The 15932-nt window shown below is 49.2% G+C and carries 11 protein-coding genes and 1 pseudogene; 9 read left to right on the forward strand and 3 right to left on the reverse strand.

Annotated features, from left to right (window positions below):
* On the forward strand, positions 1-462 hold a 462-nt coding region (locus H8S57_RS01770; RefSeq protein ID WP_186906363.1), incomplete at its 5' end, for a transposase.
* A gap of 91 nt (positions 463-553) precedes the next feature.
* Here the strand turns inward: H8S57_RS01770 and H8S57_RS01775 are convergent.
* Positions 554-1135, reverse strand: a pseudogene (locus H8S57_RS01775) (IS256 family transposase); the annotation flags it as partial.
* A gap of 204 nt (positions 1136-1339) precedes the next feature.
* On the opposite strand from H8S57_RS01775, the gene H8S57_RS01780 reads away from it, so the two are divergent.
* From H8S57_RS01780 to H8S57_RS01815, 8 genes are all read left to right on the forward strand, one after another.
* On the forward strand, positions 1340-6745 hold the full coding sequence (locus tag H8S57_RS01780) for a glycoside hydrolase family 66 protein (protein ID WP_207723664.1): 5406 nt from the start codon (positions 1340-1342) through the stop codon (positions 6743-6745).
* A gap of 128 nt (positions 6746-6873) precedes the next feature.
* On the forward strand, positions 6874-8199 hold the full coding sequence (locus tag H8S57_RS01785; RefSeq protein WP_186906365.1) for an ABC transporter substrate-binding protein: 1326 nt from the start codon (positions 6874-6876) through the stop codon (positions 8197-8199).
* Positions 8200-8581: 382 nt separating this feature from the next.
* The gene (locus H8S57_RS01790) at positions 8582-9445 is read left to right on the forward strand and encodes a carbohydrate ABC transporter permease (protein WP_186906366.1); all 864 of its coding nucleotides are present in this window, start codon (positions 8582-8584) and stop codon (positions 9443-9445) included.
* Between the two features lie 12 nt (positions 9446-9457).
* A complete protein-coding gene (locus H8S57_RS01795) occupies positions 9458-10282 on the forward strand; it encodes a carbohydrate ABC transporter permease (RefSeq protein ID WP_256175222.1) in 825 nt (274 codons plus the stop codon).
* The gene (locus H8S57_RS01800) at positions 10279-11913 is read left to right on the forward strand and encodes a glycoside hydrolase family 66 protein (RefSeq protein ID WP_186906367.1); all 1635 of its coding nucleotides are present in this window, start codon (positions 10279-10281) and stop codon (positions 11911-11913) included. Before H8S57_RS01795 ends, H8S57_RS01800 begins: the two co-directional genes overlap by 4 nt.
* A gap of 5 nt (positions 11914-11918) precedes the next feature.
* Positions 11919-13538, forward strand: a complete 1620-nt coding sequence (locus tag H8S57_RS01805; RefSeq protein WP_352408361.1) for a glycoside hydrolase family 13 protein — start codon at positions 11919-11921, stop codon at positions 13536-13538.
* 244 nt (positions 13539-13782) lie between these two features.
* Positions 13783-14307, forward strand: a complete 525-nt coding sequence (locus tag H8S57_RS17985; RefSeq protein ID WP_369807582.1) for a helix-turn-helix domain-containing protein — start codon at positions 13783-13785, stop codon at positions 14305-14307.
* Positions 14308-14325: 18 nt separating this feature from the next.
* Complete coding sequence (locus H8S57_RS01815) at positions 14326-14646, forward strand: IS30 family transposase (protein WP_256413533.1); 321 nt, start codon at positions 14326-14328, stop codon at positions 14644-14646.
* 79 nt (positions 14647-14725) lie between these two features.
* On the opposite strand, the gene H8S57_RS01820 is transcribed toward H8S57_RS01815, so the two are convergent.
* Together H8S57_RS01820 and H8S57_RS01825 are read right to left on the reverse strand one after the other, a co-directional pair.
* A complete protein-coding gene (locus H8S57_RS01820; RefSeq protein WP_186906369.1) occupies positions 14726-15217 on the reverse strand; it encodes a GNAT family N-acetyltransferase in 492 nt (163 codons plus the stop codon).
* Between the two features lie 39 nt (positions 15218-15256).
* Complete coding sequence (locus H8S57_RS01825) at positions 15257-15868, reverse strand: LysE/ArgO family amino acid transporter (protein WP_186906370.1); 612 nt, start codon at positions 15866-15868, stop codon at positions 15257-15259.
* Between the last annotated feature and the right edge of the window lie 64 nt (positions 15869-15932).

Raw genomic sequence — 15932 nt, forward strand, 5'->3', positions numbered from 1 at the left:
GCCAAATACCAGCGGTGTACCGTCCATTTTTACCGCAATGTGTTCTCAGTCACGCCTCGCTCCAAGGTAAAGCTGGTGGCCAAGATGCTCAAGGCGATCCACGCCCAGGAGAGCAAGAAAGCGGCCCGCGAGAAGGCCAAAGTTGTCGTGGAAGAGCTGCGGGCAATGAAACTGAAGGAGGCTGCCAGGAAGGTAGAGGATGGCATTGAGGAGACTCTTACCTACTGCGATTTTCCCAGCGAACACTGGACTCGCATCCGCACCAACAATGTCATTGAGAGGCTCAACCGGGAGATCCGCCGCCGCACCCGTGTGGTGGGTAGTTTCCCGGATGGTAACTCCGCCCTCATGCTGGTCTGTGCCCGCCTGCGCCATGTGGCCGGCACCCAGTGGGGCAACAAAAAGTACATGAACATGAAGCACCTGGAGGCTGCCGTTGAGGACGCCTCCATTGCTGGCTGACTTCATTCATTCCAGAGCCTGCAAACCAATTTGCGCAAAATCCTTGACACTACCCGTGGATCATGCTCCAGTCCTGGCGTCTGCCAGTCTACTTTTTCGTAATGTTTATCATCGCCAGATACAGCATTTTCAGGAGGCCGTCGTCTGTCGGAAAAACAGACTTGGCTTTGGTCACTTTGCGAAGCTGCCGGTTAAAGCCCTCAATGGCATTGGCGGTATAAATCAGTCTCCGAACTTCCTGCGGAAACTTGAAATAGATGCCCAGATCGGGCCAGTTATCCGACCAGAATATTGAAATTTCAGGGTGTTTCTTGTCCCACCGCTGGGCAAACGCCCCCAGAGCTTTCGGCGCAGAGGTCCCCTCCTCAGCGGCATACAGGGCTTTCAGGTCTGCCATCAGGGCCTTCAGATCCTTGCGGGAAACGTATCTGGCAGGGTTTCGGATCTGGTGAATAACACAGGCCTGGATCTCCGTTTGGGGGAAAACCGCCTCGATGGCAGCAGAAAATCCAGTCAGAGTGTCCGTGCAGGCAATGAAGATATCTTCCAGACCGCGGTTACGCAGACCATTCAGCGCCGGTGCCCAGAACTTGGCGCTTTCATTTTCCCAAACCCACATTCCCAGAACATCTTTCCGCCCGTCAAGATTAGTGACACCTAAAAAAACGAGTACAAAATCTAATAAAGAAAGAATTCAATGCAGTTTACACAAATGCTATAATTAATGTGCTTGAAGAATAGGCGGAATGTCCAAAAGGGTGAGACGGTAATAGTAAAGGAAGGGGTAAAAATGAAAAAGGCATCACGGCTTACAAGACTCATAAGCACTTTCCTATGCGCGGTAATGCTCTTTACATTGCTTCCGATATCAAATGCAATGGCTACCACCAATGGAAACTTGCAAATCGAAGATGTCTACACCGACAAAGCGGCTTATGCCCCCGGAGGCGAGGCAATTATCACAGTTCAACTGAGCAATCCGACCAGCACAAACGCAACTGAAGTTGTTACGCTCAAGACGTATCATCTCGAAAATTGCCTCGCGACAGATTCCCTTCCTGTTTCAGTGAATGCAAACGAAACAACGAATATTACCTATACCTGGAATTGCCCAACAAATGATTACACTGGCTATATTGTTGAGGTTTCCCTCAATAATGGAGAGTTTGATAGCGTGGCAATTGATGTTTCCTCGGATTTTTCTCGTTTTCCCCGGTATGGTTATTCTGTAGATTTTGATGCTGGCGAAACTTTGCAGGAAAGCACGGCTCTTATTGAGGAATTAGTTCGAGACTACCACATTAATGTTGTTCAGTATTATGATTGGATGTGGCGGCACGAAAAGGTTGTCCCATCTGGCGCAGCAGATTCCTGGATCGATATGTTTGGAAATACGATTTCCAAGGATAGCATAACTCAAAGGATTAATGCTGGGCATTTACTAAATCAAAGTGCTATGGCGTATCAAATGGCGTATATGGCACGTGAGGATTATGAAGATTATGCAGTAAAGAAAGAGTGGGGCCTATATAAGAACAAGGACTATAATACCTCATATAACGAAACTGACAACAGCACAATAAACGATATCGATCAGCTGATTTTCCCGTTGGAGGGTGATCCGGCACCGGTTCTGCATGTTTTCAATCCTGAGAATAAGGCGTGGCAGGAGTTTATGCTGAACCAATACGAAGATGCCATAGATCTTCTGGGGTTTGATGGAATCCATATTGACCAAATGGGAAGTTATTGGGGAAATATTGATTACTATGACTATAATGGGAACTATGTCGACCTAGGCAAGACCTTCCCGGGATACGTTGACACGATCAAAGCCGGGTTGGAAAATAAATATTCAGCAGGTGCCTACGTGACTATGAATATGGTCAATGGTGGAACGCCGGCGAATGACTCGTTTTCCTCCGAATATATTACCAAATATGCTGACACAGATTTTTCATTCAGTGAGATTTGGGAAAACTCCAATACCTATAATGACCTTAAGTCATTCATCGAGTGGTCCAGAGACAACTCTGATGGAAAAGCAATGGTGTTAGCAGCATATATGAACCAATATGACACACTCGGAACCACCATTCAAGCGGAAGATGCTGTTGGCGATGGGGTGTATGTTGCTACCAACCCGGAGGGTGTTACCTATGTGTCTGGGTTCGACCAGATTGGGGATAGTCTGACCTTTTCTGTTTCTGTACCCGAGGCAGGGTATTATTCTCTGGTAATGACCTATTCGAATGGCACTGAAACCAGAAGCACGAAGTCAATCATTGTAGACGATGCACCGTGTATGACGGTGAGCTTTGATCCGACGCGTACTGGTGTGATGCCCGCAGAACCCAGTTGGGGTGTATTCTCTGGAGAAAATGCATTTACTGCCCCTAAAATGCTTTATCTATCCGCAGGTAATCACTCAATTGAAATCCGACAGGATGCGACTTCGACCGGTGGAGATATTCAGCTGGATAAGCTGACGGTCTCCATGTTTAACGATGCATCTGTCCGGCTTACCGATGCCGCCGTTGCAGCGAGTGGAGCCTACCATATTGAAATGGGTACAGGCTTAAGCGCGGCGAACGGAAGCGATAATTACAGCGATGCTGTTATGTTGGGACATCCCTATTACCCCAAGGCATTCAAGACCATGTCCTCCAATCTGCGGGAAGCAATGAAGTCTCATTATGATTTTATCACTGGTTATGAGAACCTTTTGTATGATCCTGATGTCACTCCGGGCGATGGAGGATTACAAAACCTAAGCATTGCTGGTGAATCAATATCTGGAAGCGGCGAGCCTGGGAAGATTTGGTTTATTCCCAAGGATAAGGGTGAGGACTATTCCATAGTACATCTGATTAACCTTACTTCGGAACAAGATACCAACTGGAGAAATGCTACAACTGCACCGACGGCTAAGAACAATCTTTCCGTCAAGTACTATTATACAAATGATCGGACTGTCGCCGGCGTCTATGTTGCATCTCCGGACTATAACGCGTGCCTGAGCGAAAATCTGAGTTATACGCTTGGCTCCGATTCAACGGGTCACTACATAATGTTCACTGTGCCTAAATTGGAGTACTGGGACATGGTTTTCATTAAGTGGGCCGCTCAGGGTTCCACTACTACCATAGAAGCTGAGAACATGATTCTTTCTGGAGTTGGAACAAATACGGATCATGCGGGTTTCTCTGGGACGGGGTTCGTTGATGGGTACGGCGACTTGTACGACAGCGTTACTTTCGATATTGTTACTCCGTCGGACGGTTACTATAGTTTAATATTTAGTTATGCGAATGCGACGGATTCTGAGTGTAGCAGAGAACTCTTCATAGATGGTGAGAGCCGGGGGAAGACTACTTTCCCAAATGGTAGTAGTTGGGATGAATGGCGAACTGTTGAGAAAGGGATATATTTGACCGCTGGGGTGCATAGAGCGGTTGTACTGGTTACAGAGAAGTATAGTGGATTCATTAATTTGGATAAGGTAACTGTGACCGAACTGTTTGAAAGTAGCCGTTCTTTGTATCTGAACAACTGGAACGATACAAGCTATATTTGGAAAGCTGCGGATATCAACCCGGCGCAGGCTCCCCTTTCCGATGGCCCCGGTATTTATGAGATGCGTTATTATGACGGGACCCCGAATGGGGACTATAATGAAAATCAGATCCGCAACTATTCTATGTTCCTAAGGAACAATACCGAGAACAAATCATATACAACTGGTTCAAAATTTGATGCCACAGGGTATTTCGACGCAGAAGGAGTGTTGAACACAACATACACCTCTTATGATGGCGGACTTCTTCCTGTTGAGGTTAAGCGATCTTATTCGGTTGTTCCAAATGAAAATTTTATGATAGTAACTTACGATGTTACGAATTTGACGAGCGAACTTCAGAACTTCTCTATCCTTGATATGCTCCATGTAGAAAACCACTCGACTTCCAATATCACATCCAGCTATCAGTCAAGTACTGACACCATCGTAACCGACATGACAGCTGCGGGACAATATGTTATAGCGCACGGCTGCTTCGGCGTAGCAGATGGATTCCAGGTTGCGAACGACGCGGATTCCAATGCCGCGAGCGCAACCTGTTCTCCGTGGGTTACATTTGATCAAAATGGAACCTTGAAAAATAATACGAGTGTAAATGCAACAGATATTTCAACGGCATATATGAAGTCCGTTTCCTTGGGCGCGCATGAGACACAAACGTTTAGCTTCTATACGGCAATTTGCGGCTCTGCCACTGAAATGCAAACGACCTTGACAAAAATCAGAACAAAGACTGCTGCTGAGTGGACTCAGCTGACAAGAAACGCCTATGATGCGTGGCTTCGTACAGGGAAGCAGACCAGTTTGCCTGACAGCAGACTGAATGACGCTTATAATTCTATTCTGGTCTTGATAAAGCAGTCTACGGTTCCTGGCTCATACGAGGATAGCGCTGGGAATACGGTTCACAAGTTTGCGGCCATGCCTGCAACAACAAACCCTTCTGCATATTCGTATAAAGTGTGGGCGCGTGATTCTGCCGTTACAGCGATGTCGTATGATGCATCTGGGCATTTGGATGAAGCCGAGGCATACTGGCTCTGGCTGGCTGATAGACAAATCAAGTCGGATCAGGGCGACTGGAAGCAACCTGGCGCTTTCTGGACCTGCTACTGGTTGTGGGACAATAGCCCTGTCTCTTTTGTTGAACCTGAGTATGACTCCGTTGGCATGTTCTTGATTGGAGTTTATCGCCACTACGAGGCATTGCCTGCGGCCGCTCGGCAGGCGTTTCTGAACAAAATCTGGCCTGCATACAAAATGTCCTCAGACTTGGTCTGCAACGGGATTCAGTCAAACGGATTTGGGGCTGGAGATTGTAGTATTTGGGAAGAGCAGTTTGAGTATAACGCTTTTACTCAAGCGTTGTATGCCGCAGGCTTAGATGCGGCACAAAAACTGGCAAAAGATTTGGGCCTCCAGGATCTTGCTGACTCCTATAATGGTGCTGCGGGGACAATTCGGAGCGCTATCCAGAGAAGTTCGACTGATGGAGTTGCCGGCTTGTATAATACAACAGATGGGGACAGTAATTGGTGGTATTACAACCGTGCTGTCAATCTTGACGGGACACCGAGAACGACGGTTGATTCCTCCTCGGATGTACTGTTCACATATGGTGTGTTGGACATGGCGTCGAAGCGAGCATATAACCATTATCGAAAAATAACCGCAACCATCAGCAGAGATGGGACAGGAATCGCGAGATATCAGGGAGATACGTTCTATACAGGAAAGAACAGTTGGGATCCGGGTGGAGCAGAGACGTTGGATGATGAACCCTCTTGGCCGCAAATGACAATGTGGATTGCTATGATGGAGCTGAACAGCGGGTACCATGCATTGCAGGAGAGAGGATATGATCGGCTTCAATGGTATGTTGACAGGACGGCTCTGGGCTATATGCCGGCGGGTGAATGTGTATCTAATATTACGTTTAAACCCGTGGTTAGCACGATGTGTGAACCAATCACTGGTGCGGCGTACATTATGACGGCCCTTGCCTATGATGAGCAGTTCGATATGCGAATCGTTCCGCAGCAATATAATGCGGGGGCATACCAAGGAATAACGGTAAACGGTGGTTGTACGAATACCTCGGACCCATATGATACGGTTTCTGACTGGGGGCAGTGGACATATGTTCCGTATTACCTGGATGAGATAGGGGATACCGGGAAAGCAACACGTGACATCCACAAAGTTTATCTGTGCAATGATGATAGCAACCTGTACATTAGAATTGATACGGCGGGCAAATCTCTGCCTGTCTATCAAGCTCCGAACGATTTGTTCAGCGTGGCTGTATATTCAGAGGATTTTAAGCATCAAACGATGGCGACAAACAACACGAGCCTGCAACAATCCCTGCTTGGCCGTGATTGTGCCTTTGCATTCATGAGATCCAGCGATTCGGATGTATTTCATAAGTTTACAGCCGCTGGCGGGAATTGGTCACAGAGCGGGGCGATCACAAACGTGATTGCTCCTCAGTGGGAAACCAACTCGGGTCGGATTGAGATGGTTATTCCGCTTTCGGAGCTTTCAAGTACCGGAGTAGCTGGAGCGGACGACTGGGCAAACCTGGTCATTGCAATTGGAGATAATTCTGGTTCTGGCTGGCAGGATTCCGACCTTGTTCATATCCACTATCGCATTACTTCTTCTATGCAGACCTGGCTTTTCGGGAATTCCGAAGTGTAAGCACCCTGGCGGGAGCAGAAAAACCATATATGGAGGTCACATCTGCTCCCGCCCTCTTTTCCCTTATGCCGGTATGGTATGCTGTCGCTTAGATAGACCAATTCAAACATGAAAAAGGAGAGGTAAAAATGAAAAAGAAGATTTCTCTGTTCCTCGCTGCCGCAATGATGCTGACGCTTTTTGCCGGCTGCACTCCCTCCGCAGAAACAACTCCGACACCGACTCCAGGGGCTAATCCGACCCAGCCCGCTGCGCAAAAGGATGTTGATTTAGTCTTTTTCACCGGGAAGGTCGAGACAGTTGACCTGCTTGATGAAATCATTGCCGCCTATAATGCACAAAGCAACGGAATTACTGTGGAACAAGAATATCAAAATGATGCGAGCAACATCATCAAAATCAAGTTTGCCTCTGGTGAAGCCCCTGCTGTCATGACGACCTACGAACAGGAGTATGTCAATCAGGGAAAGTATCTGGACCTGTCTGACTGGAATGAGATTTGGGATCGCTTAATTCCTTCCATGCGGGAAAACTGCACGGATGTGAACAGCGGAAAACAGTATCGAATTTGCACCAACATGACTATGGCCGGATTCTGGTATAACAAGGAAATTTTTGATGAGTTGGGGCTGAAACCCGCTAATACATGGGAAGAATTTGTCGCCAACCTGGAAGCGCTCAAGGTGGCAAAGCCTGATGTGGATCCGTGGTTTATCTTCGGAAATGAGGCATGGCATCTGGGCCATCTGATTGAATTCATCCCTCATGGCTATATTAAGGCCAAGTACGGTGCTACCGAAGCGAAGGTTGCGATGCTGAACAACGACAAGAGTATCCTGAATTTCGGCGACCCGAACGGCGCTATGGCAACCTTTGCCGCAGGGCTCTTGGAACTTCAGGATAAGGGATTGCTGAACGCCGATGTCTTGACTGCTACAAGCGATAACTGTGTGGACGCTTTTGTGTCCGGGAAGGCTGCTATGTTCAGCAATGGTATGTGGTGCCTGTCCGGTATTCTTGAAAAGGATCCTTCTATGGCTGATAAAATCGGCTTTATGCCGTATCCCTCTATGATGGCTGACGGTACGCCGATGGTTTTGGTGGCCGAGGATTCCGGCTATAGCATTAGCGCTGAAACTCCCTATTCGGCAGAGGCAAAAGACTTTTTGGAGTACTTATTCCAAGCGGAAAACCAGAAGAAGTATGCGGAAAGTCTCGGTTCTCCTTCTGCTTTCACTGATGTAGACGCTGACTGGGCTCCCGCCGCTGTCGTCGAAGGCGTCAATAGTGCAATTGAATCTGCGGCGAATATTGGATATACCAATGAAAAACCTGCTGGATTCTCTGGTGATGACGCTGGACGAATGGTTCAGGATCTGTTGGCCGGAAAGTACACGGCAGAGGAATTTGCGATTGCCTATGAAAAGGCTTGGGATGCCGGTTTTACGTCCTAAAATAATGTCTACTGAATCAACCGCCAAGCGGTTTATTCGTGCGGCCACGGCTGCATCATTTCATCAAACGGGCTATGAATAGCCCGTTTGATGAAGTTGAGACATTGTTGCAATGCATATTTCCGCTGGAGCGCCGTATTGCTCCAGCGGAAGGTGCAAGGTTTTCCGGCTCATTTGCCAAAAAAACTTGCACCCGAACAAGGCCAATTGGCCTTGAGAGCCTTGGGATTCAAGGCTTTTGGCTTTGTTCCGTACGCATTAAAATAATCTGCCTTAATTTGCCTCGCGACAACACTTTTTAGTATTTTATAACGGTGGGCTCGGGGTCAAGAGATGATTTTAAGACTCCGAGTCCGCCGTTTGCTTTTGAAGGAGACCAACTATGAAGAAAAAGCGAATCAATTGGGCTCAGTTTCTTTCATTGCCAGCGTTAATTCTTTTCGGTGTGTTTTTTGTCTACCCCTTACTAAAAGGGATAGGCATGAGCATGACAAATTGGGACGGAATGGGAGAGGCAAAATTTGTAGGGCTAAAAAACTTTGTTGACTTTTTCTCAGATGAACGAGCCATGCATGACATCAAAACGACATTGATCTTTGCAATTGGAAGTGCTGTCCTTCTAAATCTTGTTGGTTTGGGATATGCCTTTCTGATGAATAGTAAGTTTCGCGGCAAAAGTATTGCACGAGTTATTATTTATCTCCCTGCAATTATCAGCCCATTGATCATGGGATATATTTGGTACTTTCTTCTTCAACCTGGGCGCGGCTTTTTGTATCATGCGTTTTCACAGTTGGGACTTCCTGATCCGATTGGAAATTGGATGAGCTCATATCCATCCGCTCTGGCCGTTTTAGTGCTTGTGAATGTATGGCAATTTGCAGGTATGACCATGATCATTTATTTGGCTGGCCTTCAATCCATTTCCAGCGATGTGTTAGAGGCCGCTCTCATTGACGGGGCGTCGCCTTGGCAGCGGTTTGCGCATGTGACGCTCCCCCTACTTATGCCTGCGATCCGAATCAATGTAGTAACCAATATCATTGGCTCTCTCTCCGTATTTGATGTCATAATGTCCTTAACAGAAGGGGGCCCGGGATACTCTACAGAAAGTCTAAGCATTTATATCATGCGGATGTGTTATGGCAGCCGGACGGGATATTCTACGGCTGTTGCAATGATTCTGTTTCTAATTATCCTAATTCCGGTATTGATTTCAATGCGGTTGACCCGAGCAAAAGATTGAGGGGGAATCAATGTGAAAGGTATCTCCAAATTTATAAAGTACTTGCTCATTATTGCAATTTGCATTATGTGTTTAATTCCGTTTTATGTTTTGCTGGTGCTTGCTTTGAATTCCCCTGAACGGGTCTTTTATGAGGGCAACATTTTTGTGCCTGATTTCTGTTGGCAGAATTTTATAGATGCATGGAGTAAATCTAAAATCGGGATGGCAATGCTCAATTCAGCTATCATTACTGCTGGCACGCTGGGGTTGACTATCATGACGGGAGGGTTAGCCGGATATGCAATAGCACGCCACAATACGCGGTACAACAAGTTTGTATTTGGACTGTTACTGTCGTGTATGATGATTCCTGGAATAATTAACACGGTTCCGCTCTATACACTCATGCGAAAAATAAATGCAGTCAATACGCTTTGGGGAATGATTCTTGTTTGTTCTACATTAGCTTTGCCATCGGCGGTTTTTATTTACGCAACGTTTATACGTGCGCTTCCCAAAGAATTGGATGAGGCAGCCGCGCTGGATGGCTGTACAGGTTTCTCAACCTTTTGGCGTGTGATTTTTCCTGCGATCAAGCCTGCAACCGCATCTTTCATTATACTCAATGGTTTTGGGATATGGAATAACTATGCTCAAGCGGTTTTCTTCCTTCAATCACGTTCAAAACAAAACATACCACAAGCTCTTTCGGTGTTCTTTCAACAATTTGGAGGAGCGAAGTGGCACCTCATGGCATCTACAGCCGTTATTGCTGTGATACCAGTAATCATTATTTTCTTGGTTTTTCAGAAGCAGTTTATTCAAGGACTGACAGACGGAGCGCTTAAGGGATGAATAAAAAGTTTGATCTTTACCCGACCAGGGGCAGCTTTGAGCCAGGCATGCCAATTGCCTTTCGCATCCAAAACCTCGGAAGCGCAACTAATGTAGTGTTACACGTTTCTTCCATTGACGGCTTGACCTTCGAGTGCTCTGCTGCCATTGAAGAAGGCATGCCCATTGTTACAATTTCTGAACACCGCTTTGGCCCGGGTGGGTATGGTGTGAAGGCGCAGTTTTGCATCAACGGTGTGACGTTAGCCACCTGTTTTACAGCATTTGATGTTGCCCCTGCCGGTAAGGTAATTCGGTATGGCTTCCTTTGTGACTTTACTCCAGAGAATGGGCAAGATACAGATATTGAGGCCATGGCCCGTATGCATATCAATGCGGTTCAATTTTATGACTGGTCGTATCGCCATGATGATTTCGTTTCGCCTACACCGGACTATACCGATATGATGGGCAAGCACAATAATTTGACTATCATCCGTAAGAAAATACAGCAATGCCGGTCGCATGGTATGCTGACCCTTGCATATGGTGCGGTTTATGCCGCTTCCGAAGCCTATCAAAAGCGACATCCCGATCAGAGCTTGTACAACGGCGCAGGAGAGCCGATTTGCTTTATCAATACATTTTACATTATGAACTTAGAGCGGGAAGCAGGTTGGCATAACCATATTTTGGAGCAATATCAACATGCGATAAACGATGTCGGATTTGATGGAATCCATATGGACACATATGGCGCGCCTAAATTTGCCTTTGATAGCCAAGGCCGTGCTATATATCTTTGTGACGAATTCCCGAAGCTGATTGAAAGCGCACATCTAATCTCAACAGAGTCACGGAAGACGCCTTTTCTAATGTTCAACAATGTGGGGGGGTGGCCTGCATCACGTACAATGCTCACCAGTCAGCAAGCTGTCTATATCGAAGTATGGCCTCCTTGCACCCGCTACCGGCATCTGGGGGCCTTGATCTCAGAAGCTCGAAACAGCCGAAAACCAGTTGTTTTAGCAGCATACCCAGCACCTTTTCGTACGGACGCCCCGGAACGAGCCTTGGAATGCCAATTGTTTCTCTCGTTTGTAATTGGAATGTATGGCGCAACCCAGCTCTTTTTTGGCGAGGAAAATGCAGTAATAACGCAAGGATACTATGTTGACTATACTAAGCTAAATGATGAGCAGTTGGAATGGATACGCGTCTACCAGGATTTTTTTGTACAGTATGAAACACTCTTAATGGATGACACAATGGAAGATGTCAGCATGACGCACCAAGGCTGGGATAATCACGAATATGCTTTTTCTCCAGAAGGAAGTGCTGACGGCGAAGACGGAAAGATATGGTTTCACCTCCGCCAGAATCGCAAAAGAAAAGCAATTTACATCGTTAATTTACTTAACAACAATTCCCTTTGGAATGAGGGGAAAATTAAGCCCTGCAAAATGGAAACTGTGACCATGCAGGTTCAAGTTATGAGCAAACCAAACGATGTTTGGTTTGCCTCTCCAGATCAAGTGCACGGACAGCGCAGACATCTGCCCTATCAACTTTTAAAGACGGAACAGGGTTTAGCGGTATGTGCAGAAGTTCAAGTGCTTCGATGCGGCGTTATTGTCGTTGAAGGAGGATAAATCAGGTGAATCAATGGTGGAAAGAACGCGTTTTCTATCAAATCTATCCCCGCAGCTTTCAGGACTCCAACGGGGACGGTATCGGCGATCTGAGAGGAATTATCCGGCGGCTGGATTATCTGAAGTGGCTGGGCATCGGTGCGGTGTGGCTCTGCCCGATTTACGACTCGCCCAACGCCGATATGGGCTATGATATCCGGGACTATGAGAAGATTATGGAAGAATTCGGCACCATGGAGGACTTTGACGCGCTGCTGGAGGGCCTTCACCGGCGGGATATCAAGCTGATTATGGACCTGGTGGTAAACCACTCCTCCGACGAGCATAAATGGTTCATTGAGTCCCGGAAGGACAAGACGAATCCCTATCGGGATTACTACATCTGGCGGGATGGGAAAGACGGAAGGGAGCCAAACAACTGGGCGTCCTTTTTCGCCCCCTCCGCCTGGAGCTATGACGAGCAGACCGACCAGTGGTATCTCCACCTCTTTTCCGAAAAGCAGCCCGATTTGAACTGGGAAAACGAAAATATGCGGCGGGATGTCTTCCATATGATGAACCGCTGGTTTGATAAGGGCGTGGACGGGTTCCGCATGGATGTGATCAGTATCATCGCCAAGCATCCGGCCCTGCCCGACGGCCCGGGTGACGGATATGTGTTCACCCCGGAGTATTTCGCCTTCCAGCCCAAGCTCCACGAATACCTGCGGGAGATGCGCCAAGCGTGCTTGGATGGGCGGGAGTGCATGTGCGTGGGGGAGACCAGCTTTGTGAATACTCGCAACGCCAACTCTGTGGTGGGCGATGCCCGGGAACTGGACCTTCTCTTCCAGTTCGACATTATGGATATGGACGGCGCGGGCAGCAAGTGGGACGCTATCCCCTTCGACCTGATGAAATTTAAAGAGATCATCTCCGCGTGGCAGCAGGCCATTGACTGGAATACCCTGTTCTGGGGCAATCACGACCAGCCCCGGATCGTGTCCCGCTTTGGCTCCACGGAGAGCGAAGAGCTGCGAGTCCACAGCGCCAAGATGCTGGCCGTGGCCATGTATCTGCTGCGGGGCACGCCGTTTTTGTACCAGGGCGAGGAGATCGGCATGACAAACATGCCCTTTGAACGGGTAGAACAGCTCCGGGACATTGAGAGCCTGAGCCTGCTGAAGGAAGCGGAGAAGGCCGGCCGTACAGCCTGGGCTTGGAACGGCATCCGGAAGAAGGGCCGGGACAACGCCCGCACCCCCATGCAGTGGGACGGCACGGCCAACGCCGGTTTCACCGCCGGAGTGCCGTGGATCGAGGTAAATCCCAACTATCCCGGCATCAACGTGGAAGGCGCCATGGAGGATGAAGGGTCGATCCTTCACCTCTACCGAAAATTGATCGCTCTGCGAAACGCCAGCGAGATTCTGAAATGGGGGGATTTCCAGCTCCTTTTGCCGGAGCATCCGCAGCTTTTCGCATATCAACGAACCTATGAAGGCAAAACCATCTCTATCTGGTGTAATTTCGGTACAGAGGATGTAGCTTTATCCAAAGAAGGGCTTGGAGAAATTCTCCTTTCAGAAGGGGCCTCCCAAAATGTCCTCTCTCCATATGGCTTTATTGTTGCGACAGATCTATAACATATAGGGGTTTTTCCCTTTTTATAAAAAATGAGGCAGATAGGCGCTGCTCCATTTCTATACTTAGGGCAACACCGCACAATTCCCCACGCACGTCTTGGCGGCCAATTTGCCCCACAAATGCGTTGCAAAACTTTGCAATACACAAAGTATTCCTGCGGTTTTGCGCCTTTTTGCGGCACAAATTTTCGCGCCAATCCGCACGCGTTGAATTACGCGGCAATGCCTTAAATATACGATACAAATGCAACAAAAAAGTGACTCAAGCCAGGGAAACTCCCACAATGGTGTTTGCGGACAACCAGAAAGGAGCCTGGACGTGAGCCACTACAGGCATCTTAGCATAGAAGAACGAGAAAAGCGATCCCTGATAAAGGGGGAGGGGCGGAGCCTTCGGAGGATCGCCCAGGAAATGGGCCGGGCTTCAGCAACGCTCAGCCGGGAGCGGTCAAGAAACAAGCCGAGAAGCAACCGTACAGTCCGTCAAAAGCGCAGCGTTGCTACGGGAAGAGGCGCCTTCTCTGCGGGCAAAAGCATATTCTGTGCGCGCCCGAGAAGCGGGAGCACATCCGCAGGCTGTTTCCGGAGGCACACTGGCCTCCTGATGAGATATCGAATCGGCTCAAGCAGGAGAAGACTCCGCTGCAGCGCAGCTATGCGTCCATCTGCCGCGCCGTCCACGCCGGACTGTTTGAGGAAAACAAACGAGCAGCCAGCCGGAGCAGAAAGAGGAAGCTGCCTTTTGTCCGTGGTAGACCGCAAGTCCTGATTTACGCCGGCCGCAAAGCTGCCTGACAGGTCGGCCCGGTCCGCCCGTGACACGATGATCCTTCTGCTCAGCCGCCTGACGCCGGATCGGGTAAAAAGCATCACGCCGGACCGCGGGTCTGGATTCGCGCTGTACCGGGAGTTCTCCGCGGCAGCCGGAACGGTTCCCCTTTATTTTGCGGACCCGCACGCCCCCTGGCAGTGCGGCGCGAACGAGAACACCAGCGGCCGCATCAGAAAATGCCTGCCCAAGGGATCCGATATGGGCCCGGCTTCAGACAAGCAGATCGACAGCATTATTGCCTTACTGAACCTCCGTGCGCAAAAATGCCTTGCCTGACGCTCCCCCTTTGCAGTCTTTTGGGGCCTGCTGCTACACTTGACTTGACAATTCACCTTTGGCGTTTTGCGAGGCGCCGTTACAGAAGCCTGCACTCCATGTCATGCCACACGGCGCCACCATGTACGGACCGGGAAATTCCGTGTTCCATAAAGCCGAAGCGCTGGTAATAGTGGATCAGGTGGTCCTTGCAGGTGAGCACCACACGCTCCAATCCGCGTTGGCGGGCGGTCTCCAGACAGGAGTTCAGGAGGGCGGCCGCCAAGCCCTTGCACCGAAAGTCGGGGGACACGGCCAAACTGAGAATAGCCAGAGTCTTCCCATCGGGATGAGAATTTCCAGGCTCAAAAATGTCATCCTCAATAAATGCTTTCCGTGTGGTCAACCCATTCAAAAAGCCCACAGGCACGCCATCCAGCATGCCCACCAGAAACCACTCCGCAAGATCGGATATGCGGTATGCAAGCGTAGCGCAGGAGGCCGCCTCTGCTGGCGGAAAGCTGTCCGTTTCGATCTTCATCAGGGGATCCAAGTCTCCGGGTTCGGCGTGACGGATAGAAAGCTCGTTCATATAGCAGCGTGCTCCTTTCCATATGTATGTTACAACACGTTACAGAATCAGCTGGAAAAAACGCAGGATCAGCTTGAGACCGTAGAAAGTGATGATACAGCCGCACACGATGTTGATGACGCGCAGGATCTTATCGTTGAACCGGGCGGAGAAGCAGGAAATGAGGATAGTGACGCCGAAGAACCACAGAAAGGAAGCGGTGGAGGAGCCCAGGATCAGCTGGGAGCTGACCGCGCCGGGATTGCCCGCCCGGAAGCCGCCGAAGAGCATGGTGCCGTCGATCAGGGCCTGCGGGTTAAACCAGGTGACCACGCAGGCCTTGGCGGCCACCCGCGGCAGCGGGACGTTCACCTCTACCGTCTGATCCATGGTGGGCTTGTCACGCAGCAGGCCGACGCCGATCCACACCACGGTGGCTCCGCCCGCCAGCAGGATGATAAGCTGCAGCCAGGTAAAGCGCTCCATCAGCGCGCCGATGCCGAAAAAGCAGGCCAGCGCCAGAGTCACATCAAAAAACACCACGATCAGGGCGGTGAGCAAGGCCCGCCGTCGGGGCTGGGTCAGGGCGGAGTTGATGACAAACAGATTCTGCATCCCAATGGGGGCCACGTAGGCCAGTCCGATGGCCAGGCCCTGGAGATAAGGCGGCATGACGATTCCTCCTGAAAAAGACTTTTCTTTTTTCTTGCTACCTGGTATGATTATAGTACCGACA

Source organism: Lawsonibacter hominis, assembly GCF_014287895.1.
Taxonomy (GTDB): Bacteria; Bacillota; Clostridia; order Oscillospirales; family Oscillospiraceae; genus Lawsonibacter_A; species Lawsonibacter_A hominis.

Bases quoted from the DNA above. Each gene is read 5' to 3' on its own strand.
- H8S57_RS01780 (WP_207723664.1), top strand. From the start codon at position 1,340: ATGGCTACCACCAATGGAAACTTGCAAATCGAAGATGTCTACACCGAC.
- H8S57_RS01785 (WP_186906365.1), top strand. From the start codon at position 6,874: ATGAAAAAGAAGATTTCTCTGTTCCTCGCTGCCGCAATGATGCTGACG.
- H8S57_RS01790 (WP_186906366.1), top strand. From the start codon at position 8,582: ATGAAGAAAAAGCGAATCAATTGGGCTCAGTTTCTTTCATTGCCAGCG.
- H8S57_RS01800 (WP_186906367.1), top strand. From the start codon at position 10,279: ATGAATAAAAAGTTTGATCTTTACCCGACCAGGGGCAGCTTTGAGCCA.
- H8S57_RS17985 (WP_369807582.1), top strand. From the start codon at position 13,783: ATGCAACAAAAAAGTGACTCAAGCCAGGGAAACTCCCACAATGGTGTT.
- H8S57_RS01820 (WP_186906369.1), bottom strand. From the start codon at position 15,217: ATGAACGAGCTTTCTATCCGTCACGCCGAACCCGGAGACTTGGATCCC.
- H8S57_RS01825 (WP_186906370.1), bottom strand. From the start codon at position 15,868: ATGCCGCCTTATCTCCAGGGCCTGGCCATCGGACTGGCCTACGTGGCC.